Genomic DNA, 24,211 nt, shown 5'->3' on the forward strand with positions numbered 1-24,211 from the left:
TTTAGATCATTTCTTCGGCGCCCTTGCCGCCGAGCACGATCTCGCCGGCTTCGGCCATGCGCCGGGCAATGGTGAGGATCTCTTTCTGCGCCGTTTCCACGTCGCTGACCCGCACCGGGCCCTTGGCCTCGAGGTCGTCACGCAGCAGCTCGGAAGCCCGCTTGGACATGTTCTTGAAGATCTTGTCCTTGACCTTCTCGTCGGCGCCCTTGAGCGACACCACCAGCACGTCCGAGGACACCTCGCGCAACAGCGCCTGGATACCGCGGTCGTCGACATCGGCCAGGTTGTTGAAGACGAACATGAGGTCTTCGATCTGCTCGGACAGCTCGCCGTCGACGTCGCGAATCGCGTCCATCAGCTGGCCTTCGACCGAACTGTCGAGGAAGTTCATGATGTCGGCCGCGCGCTTGATACCGCCCAGTGTGGTACGCGCCGCGTTGGAGTTGCCCGAGAACTGCTTCTCCAGAATCTGGTTGAGCTCCTTGAGCGCCGCCGGCTGCACGGTGTTGAGCGAGGAGACGCGCAGGATGATGTCCAGGCGCACCTTGTGATCGAAGTTGCCCAGCACCTCACCGGCCTGGTCGGGGTCCAGGTAGGCCACCACGATGGCCTGGATCTGCGGGTGCTCGTAGCGGATCACGTCGGCCACGGCACGCGGCTCCATCCACTTCAGGCTGTCCAGGCCGCTGGTGTTGCCACCCAGCAGGATGCGGTCGATCAGGCCGTTGGCCTTGTCCTCGCCCAGGGCCTGGGTGAGCATCTTGCGGATGTAGCCGTCAGAGCCGACACCCAGGCTGGTCTGGTCGCCGACGATCTCGACGAACTCGCTCATCACCTGCTCGACCTGTTCGCGATGGACGTTGCCCATCTGCGCCATGGCCACGCCGACCCGCTGCACTTCCTTTGGGCCCATGTGGCGCAACACCTGCGCCGCATCGGTTTCACCCAGCGACAGCAGCAGGATGGCCGCCTTGTCGACACGGGTCAGTTTGGCGGTAAGGGCTCGATTATCACTCATCGGCGTTGATCCACTCTTTCACGACCTGGGCCACACGACCCGGGTCTTCGGCCACCAGGCTCTTGATTGCGTTCAGCTGAGCGTCGTAACCCTCGCTCGGGCTAGGCAACAGAATGCTTTGCGGACCACCCAGGCTGACGCGGTCGTTGGCCAGATCGCCATCCAGACCGAGCATGCCGCCCAGCTCCATGTCGCCATCGGCACCGGCGCCCTGCTTGCCGTTGCCGGTGATGTTGTTGAGCACCGGGCGCAGCACGCCGAACACCAGCACCAGGATGAACAGCACGCCCATGACCTGCTTGATGATGTCCCAAAACCACGGTTGCTGGTAGAACGGAATCTCGGTGAACACTTCGCCACGGTCGGCGGCGAATGGCACGTTGATCACGCTGACGCTGTCACCGCGGCTGGCATCGAAGCCGACGGCGTCCTGCACCAGGCGCGTGAAGCGCGCCAGGTCTTCGGCCCCCCATGGGGCGCGTGTCGACTCGCCAGTGGCCGGGTCGAGCTTGACCTGGTCGTCGACCACCACCGCGACCGACAGGCGGCTCAGGCGCCCCTGCTGCTGGCGGGTGTGGCTGATGGAACGGTCCAGTTCGAAGTTCTTGGTCGACTGCTGACGCTTGTCGGCCGGGTACGGTGCGAGCATCGGCTGGCCGGTGGCCGGGTCCATGATCTGCTGGCCGTTGGCGTCCAGCAGCGGCTGGCCTGGTTGCACCATGCCCGCGGCAGCCTGTGCCTGACCGGTCTGCTGTGGCGCAGTGGCCGGGCCGGGTGGCTGGTTGCTCAGGGCACCAGGCACGCCCTGCGGGCCCATGCTGCTGGAGCGTTGTTCGTTCACCGACTGCTCGCTGCGCAAGGCAGGCTGGTCGGGGTTGAACTGTTCGGAGGTGGACTCGACCGCACTGAAGTCGACGTCGGCGGAGACTTCGGCCTTGTAGCGGTCGTTGCCCAGCACCGGCAACAGAATGTTGTGCACGCGCTGGGTGAGCATGCCTTCCATGCGGCGGCTGTAGTCGAACTGCTTGCCGGCCATGGTCAGCTCGGAGTTCTCGCCCTGGTCGGACAGCAGGTTGCCCTTCTGGTCGACCACGGTCACCTGGGACTTGTTCAGCTCCGGAACGCTGGACGCCACCAGGTTGACGATGGCCGCCACCTGGCCGGGCTCGAGGCCACGCCCCGAATACAGCTCGACCAGTACCGAGGCACTGGGCTTGCGCTCGTCGCGCACGAACACCGAGCTTTTCGGGATGGCCAGGTGCACGCGGGCACCCTTGACGTTGTTCAGGCTGGAGATGGTACGCGCCAGTTCACCTTCCAGGCCGCGACGATAACGGGTGGCCTCCATGAACTGGCTGGTGCCCAGCCCCTGCTCCTTGTCGAGCAGCTCGAAGCCGACGTTGCCGTCGCCTGGCGCCACGCCGGCCGCGGCAAGTTTCAGGCGCGCACGGGAGAGGTCTTCGGACTTGACCAGCAGCGCCCCGGAGCTGGGCTCGACGTTGTAGGCGATGTCGGCAGCGGACAGGGTGTCCATGACCTGCTTGGTGTCCATGCCGGCAAGGCTTGGGTACAGCGGGCGGTAGTCGGGCTGCTGCGACCACAGCACCACGGCAAAGCCGATCGCCACGCTCGCCGCCAACCCGACCAGCAGGCCGACCTGACGCAGCATGGGCATCTCTGCGATGTTTTCCAGAAAGGACATGCCGAACAGCGGCGGCTTGGGCGCCGGGCTGCCTTTGGCGGGCACGTTATCAACGACTGCTTCGGCCATGACTCAATCTCGCCCTTATACCGGCATCTGCATGATGTCTTGATACGCCTGCACCAGCTTGTTGCGCACCTGGGTCAAGGCCTGGAACGACACGCTGGCCTTCTGCGAGGCGATCATCACGTCGGTAAGGTCGACGCCGCTCTTGCCGATCTCGAAGGCGTTGGCCAACTGGGTGGACGCCTGCTGGGTATCGCTGACCTTGTTGATGGCCTGGCCAAGCATGTCGGCAAAACCGCTCGAGCCAAGCTCTGGCGCAGGGGCAGCCTTCGACATCGACATGGCGTCCGCCTGCATGGCCCGCATGTCCAACATCAATCGATTAAATTCAACACCTTGGCTCATTGACTCTTCTCTCCGACGACCCGCATTTTTTTGACACTACGCAGCGGACAGGCAGAACTTAGCAACAAGAGTGCCAGCTCTACCCACAGGACCAACAAAAACGACCGGTTACAGCGTCACACGCCGCTGGCGTAGAGACTCGCCTCCACATCCAGGCCGGCATCACGCATCTGTGCCAGCTTGTAGCGCAAGGTGCGCGGGCTGATGCCCAGACGCTCGGCAGCCTCCTTGCGGCGCCCGCGCTCGGCGCGCAGGGTATCGATGATCATCTGGAACTCGTGGCGGCGCAGATCATCCCCCAGCCCGGCTGGCTCGGACGGCTCGGCCAGCACCGGCACCGGCTCTACGGGCGATGCCGCCAGCAGCGGCAGCACCCCGGCCAGGCAGAAGTCCGCCGCCTCGATCACCCCGCCCTGCTGCAGGATCAGCGCCCGCTGGATGGCGTTGTCCAGCTCGCGCACGTTACCCGGCCACGGATAGCCTTGCAGGCAGGCCTGGGCCTGGGCCGACAGGCGCACGGGGGCATGCTTCATTTTATTGACGTGTCGCGCCAGCAGACGCTCGGCCAGCGGCAGAATGTCGGCGCTGCGCTCGCGCAGCGGTCGCCAGGCCAGCGGGAACACCGACAGGCGATAGAACAGGTCTTCGCGAAACCGCCCCGCCGCCACTTCGCCGGCAAGGTCGCGGTTGGTGGTGGCGACCACGCGGATGTCCAGCGCGATCGGCTTGCGCCCGCCTACCCGCTCGACCTCGCGCTCCTGCAGCACTCGCAGCAGCTTGGCCTGCAGCCCCAGCGGCATTTCGGAAATCTCGTCGAGCAGCAGCGTGCCACCGTCGGCCTGCTCGAACTTGCCTGGCTGGGCGGCTATCGCCCCGGTGAACGAGCCCTTTTCATGTCCGAACAACGTCGCTTCGAGCATGTTGTCGGGGATGGCGGCGCAGTTGATGGCCACGAATGGCTGGTCGGCACGCAGGGACTGCTGGTGAATGTAGCGCGCCAGCACCTCCTTGCCGGTGCCCGATTCGCCGGAAATCAGCACGGTGGAATCACTGCGCGCCACCCGCGCGGCCAGTTCGAGCAACTGCGCACTGGCAGGCTCGCGCGCCACCGGACCGTCGGCGTCCGCGCCGCTGGCAACGCCCAGGGCATGACGGGCCACCAGGTCGAGCAAAGCGCGCGGCTCGAAGGGCTTGACCAGATAGTCCGCAGCGCCCTGGCGCATCGCATCCACTGCACGCTCAACGGCGGCGTGCGCGGTCATCAGCAACACCGGCAACTGCGGCTGGCGGGCCCGCAACGCGGCCAGCAACTGGTGGCCGTCCATGCCCGGCATGTTGACGTCGCTGACCACCAGGCTGAAGGGCTGACTGGCCGCCACTTCCAGCGCTTCTTCGGCCGAGCCCACCGCGTGATAGGCAAAGCCACCCAGCTCCAGGGTATCGGCCAGGGCCTGGCGCAGTACGCGGTCATCCTCGACCAGCAGAACCTTGATCGCCCTCATGCCGTTGCCTCCAGCGGTGCGCCGATCAGCGGCAGGGTCACCAGCGCGCAGGTACCGCGCCCGGGGCGCGAGCGCAGCTGCACGGTGCCCTGGTGTGCTCGGGCAACCGCCATCACCACCGCCAGGCCAAGCCCGGTGCCAGTGGCCTTGGTGGTCAGGAACGGCTCGCCCAGGCGCGCCAGCAATGCACTGTCGATGCCCGGCCCGGCATCGCTGATGCACAGGCGCAGGCTCTGCCCGCGACGATACAGGTGTACCTTGAGCCGAGCAGCGCCGGGCGCGGCCTGCAGGGCGTTTTCAATGAGATTGAGCAGCGCCCCCACCAGGGTGTCGCGGTTGCACAGCAATTCGCCCAGGTGGCTGTCGCACTGCCAGCGCACAGCATGCCCCTGTACATGTACCTGCGCGGCCTGCTGCAGCGCCTGGAACAACGCCTTGGGGGTCACACGGTCGGTCAGCGGCAGTTCGCCGCGGGCGAACACCAGCATGTCGCGTACCTGGTGCTCGAGTTCGTGCAGACGCTCCTTGAGGCTGCCGGCAAAACGCTGACGGGTGTCCAGCGGCAGGTCCTGCTCGGCCAGGTGACTGGCATACAGCAAGGCGGCCGACAGTGGCGTGCGGATCTGATGCGCCAGCGAGGCCACCATTCGCCCCAGGGTCGACAGGCGCTCGTGCCGCGCCAGCTGGCTTTGCAGGTGGCGGGTTTCGGTGAGATCGGTCAACAGCACCAGCTGGCCCGGCTCGGCATCCAGCGAGCGGGTAGCGATCGACAGGCGGCGACCATCGCGCAGCGACACTTCGTGGCCGTCGTCCTCGCGCGGCGCAAAGCTGCGGGCGATCACCTGACGCCACAGCTCGCCCACCAGCGGCTGGCCCAGCAGTTCGACGGCGGCCGGGTTGGCCTCGCGCACGCGGCCCTGGCCGTCGATCACGATCACCCCGCCGGGCAACAGCGACAGCAGGTTCTGCAGGCGGTTGGCCAGTCGCTCCTTCTCCGCCAGCTCCGCCATGCGCTGCGCACTGACCACGGCCAACTCCCCCTTGAGCTCGGTGACACGGGCCTCGAGCAGGTTGTAGGACTGGCTCAGTTGGGTCGACACCTGGTCGAAAAGGGCAAACGCCTGCTCGAGCCCCTGACGACTCTGCTGTTCGGCGGCGTCAGAACGCCTGGGCTCGGCGGCGGGGATGTGGGCGGCGTGGGGCATGGGTTGCTCTCTCGCATGGCTCACCGTCATAAAACGGTATGTTGCCAGCGGTATAGCAATAGCCGTGCCGGATACTTTGACGGGGGGTTGCCAGCAGCAGCGGCGCGCCGCCCAAAGCCAGCAAGGGCAGGCTTTACAGCCCTGTGGAAAATAGGGGTATTGCGTTCGGCAGGCCCCGGTCGGGGCCTGCCGGCAGGAAGCAGGCGTCAATCCTCCGCCTGTTCGTCTCCATCGCGACGGCTCATGCCGTACTTGCGCATTTTTTCCACCAGCGTGGTGCGGCGGATGCGCAGGCGCTCTGCGGCACGCGCCACGATACCGTTGGCATCGTCCAGCGCCTGCTGGATCAGGCCCTGCTCGAGGCTGCCCAGGTAGTCCTTGAGGTCAAGACCTTCGGGCGGCAACATCGCATGGTTGCTGAAATTGGGCGTATGGCCGTTGATTGCCACGCGCTCTTCCAGGTCCGAGCGCAGGCTGTCGACCAGTTGCTCGTCTTCATCATCGACGTAGCGGAACTTCTTCGGCAGCTCGGACACGCCGATCACGCCATACGGGTGCATGATCGCCATGCGCTCCACCAGGTTCGCCAGCTCGCGCACGTTGCCCGGCCAGCCATGGCGGCACAGCGACATGATCGCGGCGGAATTGAAGCGGATCGACCCCCGCTTCTCGTGCTCCATGCGCGAGATCAACTCGTTCATCAGCAGCGGAATGTCTTCGACCCGCTCACGCAGCGGGGCCATCTCGATCGGGAACACATTGAGGCGGTAGTACAGGTCTTCGCGAAAGCTGCCCACCTCGATCATGCTCTCGAGGTTCTTGTGAGTGGCGGCGATGATGCGCACATCGATGCTCTGGGTCTTGTTGCTGCCCACACGCTCGAAGGTGCGCTCCTGCAGCACGCGCAGCAGCTTGACCTGCATCGGCAGCGGCATGTCGCCGATTTCGTCGAGGAACAGGGTGCCGCCATTGGCCAGCTCGAAACGCCCGGCACGGCTGGTGATGGCGCCGGTGAACGCCCCCTTCTCGTGACCGAACAGTTCGCTTTCGAGCAGCTCGGCCGGGATCGCGCCGCAGTTGACCGGCACAAACGGCGCTTCACGGCGCTTGGAATGGTAGTGCAGGTTGCGCGCGACCACTTCCTTGCCCGTACCCGACTCGCCGAGGATCAGCACGCTGGCGTCGGTGTCGGCCACCTGCTGCATCATCTGGCGCACATGCTGGATGGCGCGGCTGGTACCGACCAGGCTACGGAACAGGTTGGGCTCACGCTGACGACCGCGCTCGCGGGCCTGGTCGTACATCTCGCGATAGACCTGGGCACGGTGCAGCGAATCGAGCAGCTTGCTGTAGCTGGGCGGCATCTCCAGGTTGGAAAGCACCCGGCGGCGCAGGTCCTCGGGCAACTCGGCAGATGATATTTCACCCAACAGCAATACCGGAAGGAACTCATCCCAGGCAGCCACGGTCTTAAGCAAGCCCAAAAGGCTTGCCGGAGCGTTCACGGTGCCGACCAGGACACAGAGTACTTCACGGCTGGATGACAACGACTGAACGACCTGCTGCCAATCGTGGCTGGAGCAGGAAAGATTTTCTTCGCCAAGAAAATTCAACACCACCGCCAGGTCGCGGCGGCGAGCGTCATCGTCATCGATCAGGAGAATTTTGGTTTCACGCCACATGCAATCGAAACTTCCCTAGTCAACTCGACACCCAATGTGGGCATGCTCGACATCCATTCCGACTGGAGCGGTCAGTGATCGGACGTCTGAAATTAGAAAACAGCCACTAGTTAAGTCAAAAAATCGTACACAGTCAAATTTATGGCGCACTGCATTTTCGAACCGTCCAGCGTCAGCTGAACAGATGGTATACCTTTGCGGCGTTTTTCGCTTGGCGGATCTGCGTCATCTCGTCGACTATTGTTTGACGTTCACCACTTGCAACATCAATTAGTTGGCGGTAGACGTCGAGCAACTCCTCAAGACTGGTGCGCAGAACCTGTTCATTGGTCGATGCCTCGGCCAGTACGTCCTCGACGCAAACACGGCAGCTCAGGTCCAGTTCGGTGATCGTTTCCCAGTCGCGGCTGGCCAATGCCCCGAGCAGGGCTTCGCGGGTTTGTTCGATACGTTCGAGCACGGCACTCATGGCGTTCTCCTAGACGTCGGCGACCTGATCGCCGATCGCGTCCCAACCTTCCTTGACGGTAATCAGCAGGCGTGCGACTTCATTGAGGATCTCCGGGTCGTTCTGCACGTTGGCCTCGACCAGGCGCCTGCTCATGTAGGCGTACAGCCCATCGATGTCGGCCAGTGCCTCGGCCTGGTTTTCGAGGTCGAGCCCTTCGCGCAGACCGCCGATGATCCCGATGGCCTTGCCGATCAGGATGCCCTTCTGGGCCAGGTCATTGCGCGCGATTGCACCTTTGGCCTGCGCGATGCGATCCAGCCCGCCCTGCATGAGCATCTGCACGAGACGGTGCGGGCTGGCCTCGGAGGTCTGCGCCACGCCGTTGACTTTCTGGTACTGCCGAAGGGCCAACATAGGGTTCATGTTCTACCTCGTAACAAACGAAAAGGTTCATATACCGCCTGTATCGCCTGCGGGTCAAAAAACTTTAACCCCGAAAACGAAAAGCCCGGAGCACCCGAAGGGGTGCTGCCGGGCTTTTTTGCGGCCCCTGCTATCAGGAGTTCTTCTGCTGCGCTTCGATCGAGGCGAACATCGAGGCAATGTTCTTGCGCTGCGCCTCGAGCTTGCCGACCAGGGTATCCATGGCCACGTAGCGTTTGGTCAGCGACTCGGTCAGCGACGCAATGCGCCGATCCAGGGCCTCCTGCTGGTTCTCGAGGTCTTTCTGCAGCCTGTCCAGGCCGTTCTTGCGCGAGTCGAGAATGCCACCGGTCTGCAGGTACGGTTCGATCGCCTTGTTCATGTGCGCGAACACGCCATTCTTGCCGGTGAAAAGCTCCTGCACGTCGGCACCGAGCTTCTTGTCCTTCATCGCGGCGTCGTACTTGACGGAGTTGAACTCGAGGGTACCGTCCTTCTGGGTGTTGATGCCCAGCTGGCTGAGGGTGGTCAGGCGGGTACCGTCCGACTCTGTCGCCAATTGGCTGCGCAGGTCGCTCAGCAGCGAACGGGTGGTCGGGTCGTTGGTCAACGGGCCCAGCACGGTGTTGCCATCGGCATCCTTGCTCACGGAGGTCAGGTTGGTGACCGCCTTGATCAGGGTGTTATAGGCATCGACATAGGCCTGCACCGATTTTTTCAGGCCATCGGTGTTCTCGCCCACCGTAACCTGTACAGCCTTGCTGTCGTCGGGGCCGGTTGCCTGAAGCAGGTCCAGGCTGATGCCACTGATGGCACCGGTGACGGTATTGCTCTTGCTCGTGACCGGCAGGCCGTCGACGTACAGTTTTGCGTCCTTGGCCGGCTCACCGATGTAGCCGGCACCGTCACCAACCATCTTCTCGCCCGGCGCGATCTTGAGCGCGTCGATGGTGCCGTCGACGGAAATGTCCGTACCCTCACCGGTCTTGGTCGAACTGAACACCAGGCGCGAACCGTCTGCACCATTGACCAGGTTGGCAGTGATGCCTTTCTCGGACAGCGACGAGTTGATGGTGTCGCGCACGGACTGCAAGGTTGCACCAGGGCCGACCTTGACGGTGTGGGTGACACCGTCCCGGGTAATCAGCAGGTCACCTTCGGGAATCGGCGTGGTGGCGCCGGTGTCGAAGTTCTGGCTGGCCACCTTGGACGAGGTGGCCAGGTTGTCGACACGGATCGTGTAGGTACCAGGCACCGCGGTATTGTTGGAGGTTGCCTTGATCGCGGCGTCGTTGCTGGACGTTGCCGCATAGGCATTGAACGACGGCGCGAGGGGATCATTGAGCTTCTTCATCGCCGCCTGATAGACAGACAGCGCGCTCTTGAGCGATGCGACACCAGAAAGCATGGCCGAGTTGTTGGCAGTCTGGCGTTTGATCTGGTTGGCTTTCGGATCGGTTTCAGACGCCACCAGCGTGCTGACGATCTTGTTGATATCGACCCCAGAACCCAGACCGGTGCCCGGTAAAATTGAACTCGCCATTGCTATTCCCTCTTGGTTGCGCGCCGCCCCTAGCCGATCAAGGCTAGCGAACGTGCTGCTCGGACGCCAGCATCAGACCTTGGCGTTGAACAGCAGGCTGTTAACATCGCTCAGACTGTGGGCAATTCTCAACGCCTCTTCCGAAGGAAGTTGGCGGATCAGCTCACCGGTTTCACTGGCGATGACTTTAACTACAATTCGGCCGGATTCTTCATCCGTGGAAAATTCGAGATTGCGACGCGACGAGGCGAGAAACTTCTCGATGTCCTTGAGCGCGTTCTTGACCTTCTCAGCTTCGGGCAGGCCGCTGTCGGCGCTTTCCTTCGCTGGCTTGATGGATTCGACAGCCTCCACGGGCTTGACCGCAGGGCGCTCGGTGGGCTGCTCCACAGGCTTTGCAGCCTGGTAGGACAGGTTCAGCTTGACGCTCATATCCATGCCAACCACCTCTCAATGCAAAAGGCGGGGGAGCGCCACAGGTGCACTCCCCCGCCGATAACCATCAGGCGATTACTGAAGCAGTTTCAGTACGGCGGATGGCAGCTGGTTGGCCTGGGCCAGAACCGAAGTCGAAGCTTGTTGCAGAGTCTGCTGCTTGGTCAGCTGAGCGGTCTCGGCAGCGAAGTCGGTATCTTGTACACGACCACGGGCAGCGTCGGCGTTTTCGTTGATGTTCTGCAGGTTGTTGATGGTGCTGGTCAGACGGTTCTGAACGGCACCCAGTGCAGCACGGCCTTCACCGATGGTCTTGACCGCAGCATCGATCGCGTCCATTGCAGCCGAGAAGTTGGTCTCGGCAGTGGCGCTGTCGCTACCGGCGATGGTGATGGCGTTGGTGATACCCAGGTCGCTGGCCAGGTACTTGCCGGTCAGGTCGATGCTGATCTGGTTGATGCCACCGGTTTCCGAACCGACCTGGAAGGTCATGGTGCTGGCGGAACCGTCCAGCAGGTTCTTGCCGTTCAGCTGGGTGGACTGAGCGATACGGGTCAGCTCGTCACGCATCTGAGCGAACTCGGAGTTCAGCGAGTCACGGTTGTCCGAATCGTTCGAGTCGTTTCGCGATTGCAGAGCCAGTTCACGCATACGCTGCAGGATGTTGACCTGCTCTTGCATCGCGCCTTCAGCGGTCTGGGCGATCGAGATACCGTCGTTGGCGTTTTTGATTGCCATGGTCTGACCGCGGATCTGCGAGGTCATACGGGTAGCGATCTGCAGGCCAGCGGCGTCGTCTTTGGCGCTGTTGATTTTCAGGCCGGAAGACAGGCGAGTCATCGAGGTGCTCAGGGCGTCGGAAGCGCGGTTCAGGTTTTTCTGAACGTTCAGCGACGTGACGTTGGTGTTTACGGTTAATGCCATGACGAATTCCTCGTTTGTGGGTATTGCGGCTTCCGGCCCTGGCAAGCGCCGGGTGTGGCCTAGAGAACCTTCGTAATAGTTATCGTCGTCTGTGCAGGTTGCTTTAGGGGTTTTTTGAAAATTTTTACTGGCACCCTGCCACTCCAATGAAATCAAGGGTTTGACGCCAGCTTTATGGCCCCTGCGGCACAGCCTTGGTTGTGGCATACCGCAAAGGCAAAAAAAAGCGCCACCTTCAAGGCAGCGCTTCTGTAGACGGGAGGTCGGTTCAGTCCCGACGCTCGATGATTGCCGAGCCCCACGACAGGCCCACGCCAAAACCGCTCAAGGCCACACGCCTGTGCTGGGTGCCCAGTACGTGCTTTTCCAGCAGCAACGGAATGCTCGAGGACACCGTGTTGCCGGTCTCGACCATGTCCTTGACGAATTTCTCGATGGTTTCGGGCTTGTCTTCCTCGAAGCGGCGCGCCACGGCATCGACGATTGCCGCACTGCCCTGGTGAATGCAGAACAGGTCGATGTCGTTGGCCCCCAGATTGCTCGCCTCGAGCAACTGACGCAGGTGCGCAGGTACCTTGAGCAACGCGAAGTTGAACACCTGGCGACCGTTCATGAAGAACACCCCGTCATTCACCTTCAGGTGCTCTGCGCCGCCACCGTCGGTGCCAAAGCTCGATTTGCCCAGTTGCCAGGCCGCGTCCTCGCCCATCCAGGTGACCGTGGCAGCATCACCGAACAGCATGGTGGTGTTGCGATCTTCCGGATCGACGATCTTGGAATAGGGATCGGCGGTGATCAGCAGGCCGTTCTTCAGCCCCGCCGCCTCCATGAAGCCCTTGATGGCATAAAGACCGTAGACGTAACCGGAACAGCCCAGGGAAATGTCGAAGGCCGCCACATGGGTGGGCAGGCCAAGCTTGTGCTGGACGATCGCGGCAGTGTGCGGCAACCCTTCGGCGTCGCCGTTCTGGGTGACCACGATGAGCACATCGATCGACTCCGGGGACAACGAAGGATTGGCAGCGAACAGGACCTTGGCGGCCTCTACACACAAGTCCGAGGTCTCCTGACCTGCCTCCTTGCGCGGCAGAAAGGTCGAACCGATCTTGCCCAGAATGAAGTCCTGATCCTTGCCGAATTTCGCACCCTGGGCGTAATTGTTCAGACCCTCGACAGGTACGTAACTCGCGATACTTTTGATGCCAATCATTGTGGCTTCCCGATAGATATGCGGATTTTCACGGGCCTCACTCCCCTGCAGGCAAGGGATCTCACGCAGCGCCGCTCCAGGCCACCTGCACCGCCCGCTGATTCATTAGCTTAGAGATGCACGTTTCGACTGCCAAGTCACGGCATTGTACGCGAACCAGGGCGATGCTTGTGCACAGCACTTCACGGTCACGTGAGGACGGCCAGGTCGGGAAGGCCCGACCGCCCTGCAAAACCACTCAGCCCGCCAGCCAGGCCGCGCGCCACAGCGCCAGGCGCTCGCCCTCGAGCAGCCAGTCGCGCCGCACGCTGGCCTGCAGCACCTCGCCCAGGCTGGCGGAAGCCTGCGGGTCGCCCAGGTGCAGGCGGATCGCGGCCAGCCAGTCGGCCGTGGTGTTGGCCACGCGGGTCAGCGGCAGCACATCGACACCGGCAAAGCCCGGCACATTGCTGCAGATGATCGGGTAGCCACAGGCGGCGTACTCCAGCAACCCCGGGTTGCCCGAGCAGGCATTGAGCAGGCTCTGGGCCATGGGCGCCAGCGCCAGGTCCAGGTTGAGCGCGGCCAGCGCTGCGGCCTGCCGTTCGGGGGCGACGGCGGCGTGTACCTCCTTCATGTAGGGGCGCAGGGCCTCGGGGCAGTCGCCCAGCGCCACCCACTCCACCTCCGCGGCCAGCGTCCTGACCACATCGACCAGCAGGTCGGCATCCACCGCCCCGGCCCAGCCGACACGGGGCTTGCTGCCCATGCCACGCTTGCCCTGGAGATTGCGCCACCATCGGCCCGGCAAGCTGGCCTCCAGCACACGAATATCGTCGTGCTGGCCTGCCAGCACCTCGGCCAGCGCGGGCGCAGGCACGATGATGCGATCGGCGAGGATCACCGCGCTCTGCAAGCGCTGGCTGATTTCGTCGGCGCCAAACCCGGCATGCGCGCCCTGCAAGCGCATCTGCGGCAGATAGCCGTCCACGTCGAGCACCTTGAACGCCCGCGAGAACGCCCGCAGGCGCCGCATGGCCAGAAGTTGCGCGTCATCGAGCGGGCGCTGCAGCAGCACGGTGTCCGGTGCGTAGCGCTCCAGCTCCACGGCAGACAGCAGGTGCGGCGTGACCAGCCCGTCCACCCACCCCGCCTCGCGCAGCGCCTTGAACGGCTCGACGATGCGCTGCTGGCCGGCGCCCTGCAGGTCGGCCGGGTGAGCCAGCAACATGGGCAGCGGGTGCCAGCTTTTCAGCGGGTTCCACACCAGCGAGTTGCTCGCCCGGACAAAGCCACCCGGCACCTGCAACGACAGGTTGGCGTTGTATGCCGGATCGCGGGCCAGGCGTGGCAGCCAACGGGCCAGCAGAGCGTCCTCCTGCTCCGTGGTCGCCGCGTCGCGCTCGCAAGCGTCCATCAGCAATTGCACATGGGGCGTCCAGACGTTCAGGTAACCGGCCTCCTGCAGCTTCAGGCACAGGTCGACATCCACCCAGCGGGCCAGCAGCGGATCTTCGGCAAAGCCGCCGGCCTCGAGGAACAGCGCCCGGCGCAGCATCAGGCATTCGCCACTGAGCGCCGAACAGTCCTGATCGACCTGCAGCCGCCCCATGTAACCGGCCTGCTGATGATCGACCCCGTCGAATGCCGAGCCCACCAGGCCGGTGAGCCCCAGCACCAGGCCGGCATGCCGGACCTTGCCGTCGGCCGCCAGCAGCTTGGCCCCCACCGCGCCCACCTCGGGCCGCTGGGCGTGATTGAGCAATTGCTGCAGCCAGTCGCGCGCGAGGATCCCCGCACGCGCATCCAGCCACAGCAGGAAATCGCCACGGGCCTGCTGCGCCGCGTGATTGCACATGGCAACCCGCGACTGGCCGGCAGCATAGTGCAGGACCTGAATCTGCTCACCGCCGATCTGCTCGACCATCGCCAGCCATTCACGGGCAGCCTCGTCCAGGGCAGACGGCGCCAGCAACAGCACTTCGAAGCCGCCAGCCAGCGTCGTGTTCTCCAGCAAGGTTTCGATGCAGCGCTGGAAGTGGCCGACGCTGCCTTCCAGGGCGATCAGGATACTCACCGAGGCGGCCTGGGCATGCCCGTACTCGAGACGATAACGGCCCGGCGACGACGCCAGCACCGCGACCTGCCCCTGCGTGTAACCGCGGGCCTGCAGGTGGCGTTCCAGCACCGCGCGCTCGTGGGCGCAATCACGCAACGGCAGGGCCTCGCCGATCAGCAACGGCTCGGCGACATGCCCCACGCAGCCCAGGCCCTGCTGTTCGACCAGACGCAGCTGGTACTCCAGCTCGAAGGCCCGAACGCAGTCGAGGGCGAAGCCGCCCCGTTGCAACAAGGCCTGGCGCTGGTACAACCAGTGCCGCGACAGACTCGCCGGGAAACTCAGCAGCAGGTCGAGGTTGAAATCCGGTCGCAGTGCGATGTCGGTGCTGCCGTTGGTCGCGCGCATCGCTTCATCAGCCATGTACGCCAGGCAACCGGCCTCGGCACCGCCCAGCTCGAGTGCCGCGATCAACAGGCCCGAGGCCGTGAATTCGACGCCCGCCTCCACGATCAGGAACCAGTCGCACCGACTGTGCTGCAGCGCAGTATTGATGGCTTCAGCTTGCCGCTCCCGGGCACAGAGCACATGCCGTACCTGCGGGTCGGCCAACGACTGGTTGCCAAGCACGCTGACCTCAAGGTGCGGGTACAGGCAGCGCTGCGTACCCAGGCTGGCCAGGGTGGCGGCCAGGCGCTGGCGATCATCACCGTCATCCAGCACAAGCACACCGATGACCGGCATCGGCTGGCTGTCGAGGCGCTCGTTGATCAGGCGCAGCTGCTGGGCATCAGGGTGGCGCTCGCGCAACCAGGGCAGCACGCCCAGGTTCAGGTCCGCCGCTTCGAGCGCGGCCGCGGCCTGGGTCTTGGCAATGAACGTATCCAGCTGCTGCCAGAACGGCAGCGTTGCCAGCACGTAGCGCTGCAATGCCCCCTCCACCCCTGCCCTGGCGGTGGCCAGCGCGTCCGGCTGGTCAAGCAGGGCAAAGCCGGCGCTGCCAAGGAAGCCGGTTTCGAGAAACGCCTGGTCGACACCACTACCGGGCATGAAGATCACCGGGCAGCCACACAGCACGGCGATCACGCAGGTCATCGACCATTCGTAGCTGTACATCACCTCGGCCGAGCGCAGCACCTGGGCCAGTTCATGAAGCGGCAGCGCATTGGCGATGCGCAGCAGCTGGATACCCTCGGGCAACAGCGAGTAGTCGATCTGCTCCAGGGGATGACGATTCTGATACAGGTAGCAACCCCTGCGTGGCGTGCCCGCCGGCGGCGCCTTGAACAGGTCGATGTCGAGCACCGGCAGGCCCAGCAGGTCGGGGTTGGCGTGGCCGCGTTTTTTGGCCAGCGCCGGGCCGTAGTAGAACAGCAGGTCGGTGGGCGCGGCCTCCATCGACTTGCCGTTGATCAGCCCTTCGAAGTTCAGCAAAAAGCGCGAGACCACCCTGCGCCCCAGCGGGTTGCCGACCACCACCTCCGGATACACGGCGATGGCCACCTTGCCGTGTTGCTGATGCCGCTGCTCGGTGGCGGCGTCGAGCAGCGGCGTCTTCAGGTTGGGGTTGACCACCTTGGGCCCGCACAGATACGCCTCGCGCCCGTTCAGGTTGAGCACGTGACACAGGTAGTGCAGCGACACGATGCCCGAGGAGGTGTCCCGGTAGTCGGGCGCCATGATGTAGTAAGGGTGTTCGGGTTTGGCGAACATCAGGGTGTGTCGAAACAACGCCTGCTCAAGGACCTGCGCGTCGACCTGCGAGGCATGCGACATGGTGAAACTCCAATCTCTGATTAGGGGCGTGCTGCTGTCAGCGCGAGGCGCTCGAAGGCTTGTCCTGGAAAAAGCGCGCGATGCACGCACACACATGCGCCACCTGGCGGCTACGCATGTCGGAAAACAACGGCAGGCGCAACAGGCGCTGCGAGACATCCGTGGTGATCGGCAACTGGCCGCTGCTGCGCGCATAACGCAGGCCGGCTGGCGAGTCATGCAATGGCACATAGTGGAACACCGCATTCACCCCATGCTCGCGCAGAAACGCGATCAACGCCGTGCGCTCTTCGACACTGCGCATCAGCAGGTAGAAGATGTGTGCGTTGGCCGGCTTGTCGTCCAGGGTACGCGGCAGCTGAAACAGACCATCGGCGGCCAGCGGTCGCAGCAGGCTGAAATACTTCTCGTACAGGGTCCGACGGTGCTTGTTGATGCGCTCGCCATGCTCGAGCTGCGCGTACAAAAATGCGGCCGTCAGCTCGCTGGGCAGGAACGACGAGCCGACATCCACCCAGGTGTACTTGCTCACTTCGCCGCGGCTGAAGGCCTTGCGGTTGGTGCCCTTCTGCCAGATGATCTCGGCCCGCTCGACCAGCCGCGGATCGTTGATCAGCAGGGCACCGCCCTCGCCGCTGATGACGTTCTTGGTTTCGTGAAAGCTCAGGCAGCCCAGGTGCCCGATGGTGCCCAGGGCGCGCTTGCGGTCCCGGGCCAGGATCGCCTGGGCGGCATCCTCGATCAGGAACAGGCCATGCTTTTCGCAGATCTGCGCCAAGGCATCCATGTCGCACGGCTGCCCGGCGTAGTGCACCGCCACCACGGCCTTGGTCTTGTCGGTGATGGCCGCCTCGACCAGGCGCTCGTCCAGGTTCAGGGTGTCGTCGCGAATGTCCACGAACACCGGTACCGCGCCGCGTAGCACGAAGGCATTGGCCGTGGAGACGAAGGTGAAGGACGGCATGATGACTTCGTCGCCCGGCCCGACGTCGGCCAGGATCGCGGCCATTTCCAGCGCAGCGGTGCACGAATGGGTCAGCAGCGCCTTTTCACAGCCCAGGTTGTTTTCCAGCCAGCCCTGACACAGCGTGGTGAATTCGCCGTCCCCCGCAATGGAGCCGTTCATGACCGCCTGGGCAATGTAGAACAGCTCTTTGCCAACCACGAACGGCTTGTTGAAAGGGATAACCTGTTTGCTCACGGTAACGCCTCCATCGCACGGCCCTGGGGCCGATACGATCTGTGTAGGTTTTTCAGGCGATCACAACGGCGCACCTGCGGCTTGAAAAGCCCGCCCGCCCTGCGATGGCTGTCAATAAACTGCCGTACCCCGGCATGATCCTGACGCGGCGCTCATGCCTGAGCGGGTCGGGCACAAAAAAGCCGGGCACGAAACCCGGCTTTTGCAAAACCCGCGCCATCAGCCCAGGTCGGCGAGCCACTCCAGCACCGGCGAACCACCGGCAGCGACCGAGCGCGACACATCGACACCAAACCGGCCGTCGATGATCACCCGGCTGCTGAACGCAGCCGGCCAACGGCCTTCCAGCGCCTGACAGGCCTGGGCATCCGGCATCGGCACCTGGTCGCTGAGCAACTGCGCCTGTGGCGCCCAGATCACCAGCAGGCCGGCATCGGCTGCCTTCAGGCACAGCTCGATGTCGGCACCGCCCTCGGCAGACAGGCCATCGCACTGCTCGAACAGTGCCTTGCGTACCATCAGGCAGTCAGCCGACACCGCCGCACAACTGCGGACCACGCCCGACCACAGCGACGCCTTGCTGTCGCGCGTCGACACCCCCAGCCAGGGCGACTGCACCTGGGCGCCGGCAAGCAGTTCGTAACCGGCATGGCTGATGGCGGCTTCGCGGTCCACCAGACGCGCACCCACCACGCCCACTTCAGGGCGCTGGGCCTGGTTGAGCAGGGCTTCGATCCAGGCCGGCGTCACCACCTGGCAACGGCTGGAGAGCAGCACCAGGTACTCGCCACTGGCGTTGACGGCAGCCAGGTTGATGAGCTGCGAGGCTGACTGCACGTGTTCGCCGGCCAGCAGCTTGACCCGCCCGCCAAACCCTTGCAGCGCAGCGACCGTGAGGTCTGCCAGGGTGTCGCGGCAGGCCACCAGCACTTCGTAGCGCGGGTAGCGGGTACGCTGCAGCACACTGACCACGCAGGCCTTGAGTTGCTCAAGGTCATCGTCGGCCGCGATCAGGATGCTCACCAGTGGCGTGGACTGATGGCGGAAGTCGATCTGCAACTGCCCCTCGCCTGCGTCATTGACCTGGCCACGGTAGCCCAGCGCCACCAGGTGACGGTTGAGCGTGGAAAGCGCGTCCTGGGCCATGCCCTCACGCCCGCCCCGGCCGATCACCAGGTACTCGTCCATGTGTGCCAGGCAGTTCAGGCCGTTGTGCTCGACCAGACGCAGCAGCAGGTCGAACTCCACCGCCTGCGGGTAGGTTTCGCTGTAGCCGCCCAGTTCGACCACTGCCTCGCGACGTACCAGCCAGTGCTGCGACATCAGGTCGGGACGGCTGCGCAGCAGGTCCAGGTTGCCACCCTGGCGCACCACGCTGACCAGACGCCCGTCGGAGTCGCGCTGCACTTCGTTGGCGCAGATGGCCAGGCAGCCCGGGGCTGACGCCAGCTCCACCTGCAGGCGCAGCAAGCCGCCCACGGTCAGCAGGTCGCCGGCCTGCAGCAGCAACAGCCATTCACTTGGTACCTGACGCGCCACCTGGTTCAGGTGGGAGACGAAATTGCCCGGCGTCACCTGGATGAAATGCAGGGTATCGCGGGGCGTGGTCACCACCGGCGGCTTGCCGGCCTTGAGCACGACCAGCTTGAAGTCGCGCAGGCCACTGGCCAACAGGCTGTCGAAGGTGTTCTGCAGTGCGCCGTTGTCGTCTTCCAGGTCGACAACCACGAAGGCGATCTGCGCAGCACGCTGCTTGCTCAGGTGGGCGACGATGCGCTGCTGGGTGGCGGCGTCCGGCGTGGCAGCGGCAATCGACTCCTGCACCAGGCCCGAGGCGGTGGCCCTGAGCCACGCGGCCGGGTCGATGCCCGGCAGACCATCCAGGCGTTCCAGCCATGCCTGCAGCTCGCGGGCATCGGCCTGGACGTCCTCATCCACCAGGGTCGCAAGCAGACGGCGGCAAACCTCGGGGGTGAACACCCCCAGGTCCAACGCTTGCCAGTAGCGTGCCCTCAGGGTATCGACGGTGTCGTTGGGGTGCTCGCGCAACAGCTCGAACTGGCTCACCCAGGTACCCTCGACCGCCTGCCGATGGGCCTGTCCCACAGGCCAGGCGTGCAACAGGAACTCCAGACCGGTCAGTACCTCGAACAACGGCGCATTGTAGTAAGGCAGCTCGACAAACTGGCGCGGCTCGAACCTGCGCTCGGGCGCTGCATTCATGCCGCTCCAGGTGGAGGTGAACAGCAGATCGGTAGCAACACCACCCTGGGTGGCGCCAACGAACCGGTCGATGACGGTGAAGCCCTCATCGTCGGCGCATAGCCGAAGGTGGTCGGCGTCCCACTGGCGCAGCACGCGCACCGCACGCACTCGCTGCTCTTCGCGTTCGACCTGGCTCAGCCGGCTTTCGGCGTACTGCACCAGCGCATCGGTCTGGTCCAGCCGCTTGAGCGCGCCCTGGCCGAGCATCGAGTACGACACCACCACCAGCCAGGTATCGAAATCGAGCCCGGCGGGCAAGGTCGCCAGCACAGCCTGCAGCGTCGGTACTCGCACGAGCGCACGCCAGGCCGACTGTCCGCTGGCGGCATACTGCTCGATGGCAACACGTGCGTTTTCGCCAACGGCGGCATCAAGTGCATCGCCGATCTTGTGGTAGGCCACCTGCTTGCTGCCGGGGGCGTAGCCCAGCACGTAGCCCTGGGCCAACTGGCACTGCGGGTGCGCATGAAGATGCTCTGCCGCAGCCTCCAGGGCCTGAACACGGACAAAGTCGGTATCCAGCGCCAGGCTCACGAACGGCGTTGCAAGCTGCGAAAGCAGCGCCTGCAGCCCCTGGGTGCAGGCATCGCCAGTCAGGTTCGACGAGGCGTGCTCGACCACTGCACAGGCGAGACCCTGCGTCTTGTAGTAATGCAGTGCGCGCTCGCGATAGCCCTGCTCTTCATGCCCCAGCAGCACGACCGTAACGTCTTTGCCCAACCCGGTTGCGTTGTCAGTCATAAAGCACCTACCTCTGTTGTTGGATGCCCGACCAGGCGACTTGCCGGCCGGTGGAGGTCAATCGGCCAACCAGCCGTTGGCCCATTGCTGCAGATTGTGTGTATTGAGTACGTAGTCACGCAGTACCGCTTCGCGTAGCGCATCGCCCTGGCGATAACTGGCCTGCGGATCTGCCAGGTGCATGCGGATCGCGTCCAGCCACTGCTCGGTGGTGTTACTGGCGACCCGCGTACAGGGCAGGTAACCACCGTAGGCCTTGGTCTGGGTGCAGATCACCGGGAAACCGCAAGCACCGTATTCCAGCAGGCGCAGGTTGCTCTTGCAGTCGTTGAACAGGTTCTGCTCGAGCGGCGCCAGCGCCAGATCGAGGTTCAGGCCCGCCAGCTTCTGCGGGTACAGGTGCAGCGGCACGCCGGCATGAAACTCCTTGATGTAGGGACGCAGCAGCTGCGGGCACATGCCGAAGAACACCCAGTCGACCTCATTGGCCAAGGTCTTGACCACCTCGGCCAGCAGTTCGAGGTCGCCGCGGTGGCTGGTGCCGCCCGCCCAGCCGACACGCGGACGCGCCGACGTCTGGCGGCGCCCCTTCAGGCCGCCCCACAACGAGCGCGAGAGCATGTTGGGGACCACGCGAATATCCCGGTGCATGCTCGACAGCGCGTCGGCCAGTGGCTCGGTGGAGACCACCACCCGATCACACAGGGCGATACCGCGGCTGACCATTTCGCGCATGTTGCCGGGCATGTTGCGCCGGTGTTCATTCTTCTCGGGCACATCGATGATGTAGTCATCGATCTCGTAGATGCGCCGAGCCGAAGAAAGTCGCTGGATGCGCGCCATCTCCTCAAGCGAGCCGGTGGTATAGCGGCACTGCAGGATGATCACATCCGGCTTGCAACGCTCAAGCTCCACCATGCTCGGCAGCACATAGTTCAACTGTCCCTGTATCCAGCCGGCCCGTTCCAGCTCCTTGAACGGCTGGCTGACGCGATAGTGTCCGACCGCAGTGGTGTTGATTGGCAAGGCCATGACAAAAGGCAGCACCGGCTGGATGAACGGCACCCATCCCTCGCGCAGGCCCGGCTCCAGGTTGAAACTGGCCATGCGCAAGCTGAGGTTGTGGTTGTACGCCGGGTCATTGGCCACGCGCGGCAGCCAGCGCTCGTAGAAGCTGTCCTTGTGCTGCTCGTCCAGGGCCACCGTCTGCGAGGTGGCCTTGGCAACCACCGCAAAGGGAGTCCAGACGATCAGATAGCCATGGTCGCGCATACGCAGGCAAAGGTCGGCATCACTCAAGCCGGTCGAGAAGGTTTCGCCGTCCAGACCGCCAAGCTGGTCGAACAGCTCGCGACGTACCATCAGGCAGACGCCACTCACGGCGCTGTAGTTCTGCACGCAAGCCAACCGATTCATGTAGCCATTGGCGTCTGCGGGCTGGCCGAAAAACGGACTGCTGGCAACACCGTGCAGCCCCAGCACCAGGCCTGCTCCGGTCACGTTGCCAGTCTGGTTGCACAATTTTGGCCCGACGATGCCGACCTCTGGGCGCTGGGCCTGACCTACCAGTTCATCAAGCCATTGCGCGTCGAAAAACACGCAGTCCGAATCGAGCAACAGCAGGTAGCTGCCACGTGCCTGCAGGCTGGCCTGGTTGTAAAGCGCCGGGCCATTCGCCGAGGTTACCGGCACAATGCGCAACTGCTCGCTGCCAAGCCCCTGCATTGCAGCAAGCCAGCCTTGTACTGGCATCGACTCACGACCACTGACAGCAATCAGGATCTCGTAGTTGCGGTAGGCGGTGTGCTCGAAAATCGATTCGACGCAGCGCGTCAGTGCCTTTACGTCATCGCCTGCGGCAACGATGATCGACACCGCCGGCGTATCGGCATGTCGATACTGCACATGGGCAAACATCGAGCCTTCGGCGCTGACCACCTCGGCCTCGACGCCCAGGCGTGCCAGATGCGCACGCAGCACCCTGGGTGCCTGTACGGCACAGGCCGCTTCCCGCTGCCAGGCCTCATAGCCGTAGCGACATTGCACCAGCAGCTCGGCGACATGCCCCACCGCGCCCAACCCTTGACTCTCGACCAGTTTCCAGAGCATGTCGTGGGGTGCCAGCGACTCGAACTGCGGGTCGAAACCGCCCTGCTCACGCACCCGGGCGGTATCGAAGGCCAGCAGCCTGCCTACGTAGGGAACACTGCGCATCAGGTCCAGGTTGAAGTCCGGCTTGAAGATCGGCTGGCTGGGCTGCAGGTTGTCGTGGGTGCCTTCATCGGTGTACAGGCACGCGCAGTCGGGTTGCAGTGCCATGCGCTCGGCCATGATGACCAACGCATGCGGGTGCAGGCAGTCGCCTGCACGCAGCAGGAATACCCAGTCACCCGCCCCATCGCGGGTCACGCAGTCATTGAGCTGCTCGATGGCGTGGCCCTGGGCGTGCACCTGCACGAGCTTGGGGTTCAACGGTTGCAGCGCTGCCGGGCCCAGCACGCAAATGGCCGCAGCGGCATAGGACTGTTGCTCGAGGCTGTCCAGCGTGGCCTTGAGTGCCACGCCATCGTCTTGGGCAGCGAGCACCAGCACGTCGATGCGCGGGCGACGCGGCCATTGCGCAATGCGCTTGGGCAGCAGGTCAAGCTGCGCCGCCGACAATACCCGACACCCCAGCCACTCGCCGTACAGCTCGGTGAAGCTCAGGCTGCTGGTGCCGACCTGTTGCTGAAAGCTGGCGACCTGGCGCGCATACAGGCGCGTCAGCTCGAACTCTTCCCAGGCCTTGTCAGCGCCGGCGGTGTAGAGCTCCAGTGGTATGTGCCGCACCCAACCGCTGGCCGGCGCCGGTTCACTGGTGCGCGAGGCGAGCATCTGGCGCAACCACTCGCTTTCGGTAGCGAAAGCCAGGGTCATGCTGGGGTGATGGCTCAAGCGCCCAGGGTGAACGCGCTCCAGGCTGAGCATGGTGTTCAGGTAGGCCAGGTGGCCACGGCGCAGCAGGCAGATGAACAGTGCCTCGACCAGACGCGCGCGAAAGCCCTCGCCGTCCTGCACCAGTTGCGGCAGCAATGCCTGAACCTGGGCGCGGCGCACCAGGGCATGGCTGATGCCACCGAACAGGTTCGGCAGGCTGCTCTCCAGCGCTTCCAGCAAATCGCCGCCGTTGATCACCGCACTGCTGGGGGAAATCATGCAGTTGGCCGGGCGCATAGGCAGCAGCGTCTCGTCCGCCGCGCAGATCAGCCGATGGTGAACCAGCACATTCACATCCGGGCAGTCGAGCATCACCTGCACCGACTGAGCGATGCAGTCACTCACCAGCCAGTCGTCATCGCAGAGAAACTTGATGAATTCACCCTGCGCCTGCTCCAGGCACATCAGCACATTGCGCGAAAAGCCCAGCGTCGACGGGTTGCGCACATACCGCAGCGCGCACGTGGCCTGGCCTGCCCACAGGTCGAAAATCGCCTTGATCTCGTCACCCTGGCTGTCGTCGCACACGACCACTTCCACATTGGCATAACGCTGGGTAATGGCACTGTGCAGGGCGCGGCTGAAAAATTCGGGGTTGAACGCGGGGATGGCGATGCTGACGAGCGGCAGTTCGTTCATTGAGATAGACCTGGAGAAAACCCCGGGGGCGACTGAGCGCCCCCGGGTGGGTACTGCAGAAAAGGG

General features: G+C 64.0%; 17 protein-coding genes. 1 reads left to right on the forward strand and 16 read right to left on the reverse strand.

Going from position 1 to position 24,211, the window contains the following annotated elements:
* Position 1: 1 nt before the first annotated feature.
* From fliG to fleQ, 6 genes are all read right to left on the reverse strand, one after another.
* Entirely contained in the window at positions 2-1,021 is a 1,020-nt protein-coding gene (gene fliG, locus DN387_RS17905) for a flagellar motor switch protein FliG (protein ID WP_043861805.1), read from the reverse strand.
* Positions 1,014-2,792, reverse strand: a complete 1,779-nt coding sequence (fliF, locus tag DN387_RS17910; protein ID WP_043861804.1) for a flagellar basal-body MS-ring/collar protein FliF — start codon at positions 2,790-2,792, stop codon at positions 1,014-1,016. Before fliF ends, fliG begins: the two co-directional genes overlap by 8 nt.
* A gap of 15 nt (positions 2,793-2,807) precedes the next feature.
* On the reverse strand, positions 2,808-3,134 hold the full coding sequence (gene fliE / locus DN387_RS17915) for a flagellar hook-basal body complex protein FliE (RefSeq protein WP_043861803.1): 327 nt from the start codon (positions 3,132-3,134) through the stop codon (positions 2,808-2,810).
* Between the two features lie 116 nt (positions 3,135-3,250).
* A complete protein-coding gene (locus DN387_RS17920) occupies positions 3,251-4,636 on the reverse strand; it encodes a sigma-54 dependent transcriptional regulator (RefSeq protein ID WP_054915634.1) in 1,386 nt (461 codons plus the stop codon).
* Complete coding sequence (locus DN387_RS17925; protein WP_054915635.1) at positions 4,633-5,841, reverse strand: PAS domain-containing sensor histidine kinase; 1,209 nt, start codon at positions 5,839-5,841, stop codon at positions 4,633-4,635. Before DN387_RS17925 ends, DN387_RS17920 begins: the two co-directional genes overlap by 4 nt.
* Positions 5,842-6,047: 206 nt before the next feature.
* Complete coding sequence (fleQ, locus tag DN387_RS17930) at positions 6,048-7,499, reverse strand: transcriptional regulator FleQ (RefSeq protein ID WP_229590457.1); 1,452 nt, start codon at positions 7,497-7,499, stop codon at positions 6,048-6,050.
* Between fleQ and DN387_RS26175 the strand changes: the two genes are divergently transcribed.
* Entirely contained in the window at positions 7,413-7,601 is a 189-nt protein-coding gene (locus DN387_RS26175) for a hypothetical protein (RefSeq protein WP_229590459.1), read from the forward strand. The genes fleQ and DN387_RS26175 overlap by 87 nt on opposite strands.
* A 94-nt stretch (positions 7,602-7,695) precedes the next feature.
* Here DN387_RS26175 and DN387_RS17940 read toward each other — a convergent pair whose 3' ends face one another.
* The 10 genes from DN387_RS17940 to DN387_RS17985 all read right to left on the reverse strand — a co-directional run bounded on the left by DN387_RS17940 (position 7,696) and on the right by DN387_RS17985 (position 24,145).
* Positions 7,696-7,992 (reverse strand): flagellar assembly protein FliT, encoded by a 297-nt coding sequence (locus DN387_RS17940; protein WP_043861799.1) that lies wholly within the window; start codon positions 7,990-7,992, stop codon positions 7,696-7,698.
* Between the two features lie 9 nt (positions 7,993-8,001).
* Positions 8,002-8,397 carry a flagellar export chaperone FliS gene (gene fliS / locus DN387_RS17945; protein ID WP_043861798.1) on the reverse strand — a complete coding sequence of 132 codons (396 nt, stop codon included), beginning with the start codon at positions 8,395-8,397 and terminating at the stop codon, positions 8,002-8,004.
* Between the two features lie 133 nt (positions 8,398-8,530).
* Positions 8,531-9,940: a flagellar filament capping protein FliD gene (gene fliD, locus DN387_RS17950; protein ID WP_054915636.1), complete on the reverse strand. Its 1,410-nt coding sequence runs from the start codon at positions 9,938-9,940 to the stop codon at positions 8,531-8,533.
* A gap of 72 nt (positions 9,941-10,012) precedes the next feature.
* Positions 10,013-10,378 carry a flagellar protein FlaG gene (locus tag DN387_RS17955; RefSeq protein ID WP_054915637.1) on the reverse strand — a complete coding sequence of 122 codons (366 nt, stop codon included), beginning with the start codon at positions 10,376-10,378 and terminating at the stop codon, positions 10,013-10,015.
* A 72-nt stretch (positions 10,379-10,450) separates the two neighbouring features.
* A complete protein-coding gene (locus tag DN387_RS17960) occupies positions 10,451-11,299 on the reverse strand; it encodes a flagellin domain-containing protein (RefSeq protein ID WP_054915638.1) in 849 nt (282 codons plus the stop codon).
* 268 nt (positions 11,300-11,567) lie between these two features.
* Positions 11,568-12,509: a ketoacyl-ACP synthase III gene (locus DN387_RS17965; RefSeq protein WP_054915639.1), complete on the reverse strand. Its 942-nt coding sequence runs from the start codon at positions 12,507-12,509 to the stop codon at positions 11,568-11,570.
* Positions 12,510-12,747: 238 nt separating this feature from the next.
* Positions 12,748-16,323, reverse strand: coding sequence for a glycosyltransferase (locus DN387_RS17970; protein ID WP_054915640.1), 3,576 nt, complete (start codon positions 16,321-16,323; stop codon positions 12,748-12,750).
* A gap of 37 nt (positions 16,324-16,360) precedes the next feature.
* Entirely contained in the window at positions 16,361-17,524 is a 1,164-nt protein-coding gene (rffA, locus tag DN387_RS17975) for a dTDP-4-amino-4,6-dideoxygalactose transaminase (RefSeq protein ID WP_054915641.1), read from the reverse strand.
* Positions 17,525-17,743: 219 nt separating this feature from the next.
* On the reverse strand, positions 17,744-20,530 hold the full coding sequence (locus tag DN387_RS17980) for a glycosyltransferase (protein WP_082405756.1): 2,787 nt from the start codon (positions 20,528-20,530) through the stop codon (positions 17,744-17,746).
* A gap of 57 nt (positions 20,531-20,587) precedes the next feature.
* Positions 20,588-24,145, reverse strand: coding sequence for a glycosyltransferase (locus DN387_RS17985; RefSeq protein ID WP_054915642.1), 3,558 nt, complete (start codon positions 24,143-24,145; stop codon positions 20,588-20,590).
* Between the last annotated feature and the right edge of the window lie 66 nt (positions 24,146-24,211).

Origin of the sequence: Pseudomonas sp. FBF18, from assembly GCF_024261405.1 — a bacterium.
In the GTDB taxonomy this organism is placed as follows: domain Bacteria; phylum Pseudomonadota; class Gammaproteobacteria; order Pseudomonadales; family Pseudomonadaceae; genus Aquipseudomonas; species Aquipseudomonas palmensis.

Excerpts from the sequence above, each read along its gene's own strand:
- fliG (WP_043861805.1), bottom strand. The coding sequence starts at position 1,021 with ATGAGTGATAATCGAGCCCTTACCGCCAAACTGACCCGTGTCGACAAG.
- fliF (WP_043861804.1), bottom strand. The coding sequence starts at position 2,792 with ATGGCCGAAGCAGTCGTTGATAACGTGCCCGCCAAAGGCAGCCCGGCG.
- fliE (WP_043861803.1), bottom strand. The coding sequence starts at position 3,134 with ATGAGCCAAGGTGTTGAATTTAATCGATTGATGTTGGACATGCGGGCC.
- DN387_RS17920 (WP_054915634.1), bottom strand. The coding sequence starts at position 4,636 with ATGAGGGCGATCAAGGTTCTGCTGGTCGAGGATGACCGCGTACTGCGC.
- DN387_RS17925 (WP_054915635.1), bottom strand. The coding sequence starts at position 5,841 with ATGCCCCACGCCGCCCACATCCCCGCCGCCGAGCCCAGGCGTTCTGAC.
- DN387_RS17940 (WP_043861799.1), bottom strand. The coding sequence starts at position 7,992 with ATGAGTGCCGTGCTCGAACGTATCGAACAAACCCGCGAAGCCCTGCTC.
- fliS (WP_043861798.1), bottom strand. The coding sequence starts at position 8,397 with ATGAACCCTATGTTGGCCCTTCGGCAGTACCAGAAAGTCAACGGCGTG.
- fliD (WP_054915636.1), bottom strand. The coding sequence starts at position 9,940 with ATGGCGAGTTCAATTTTACCGGGCACCGGTCTGGGTTCTGGGGTCGAT.
- DN387_RS17955 (WP_054915637.1), bottom strand. The coding sequence starts at position 10,378 with ATGGATATGAGCGTCAAGCTGAACCTGTCCTACCAGGCTGCAAAGCCT.
- DN387_RS17960 (WP_054915638.1), bottom strand. The coding sequence starts at position 11,299 with ATGGCATTAACCGTAAACACCAACGTCACGTCGCTGAACGTTCAGAAA.
- DN387_RS17965 (WP_054915639.1), bottom strand. The coding sequence starts at position 12,509 with ATGATTGGCATCAAAAGTATCGCGAGTTACGTACCTGTCGAGGGTCTG.
- DN387_RS17970 (WP_054915640.1), bottom strand. The coding sequence starts at position 16,323 with ATGTCGCATGCCTCGCAGGTCGACGCGCAGGTCCTTGAGCAGGCGTTG.
- DN387_RS17980 (WP_082405756.1), bottom strand. The coding sequence starts at position 20,530 with ATGACTGACAACGCAACCGGGTTGGGCAAAGACGTTACGGTCGTGCTG.
- DN387_RS17985 (WP_054915642.1), bottom strand. The coding sequence starts at position 24,145 with ATGAACGAACTGCCGCTCGTCAGCATCGCCATCCCCGCGTTCAACCCC.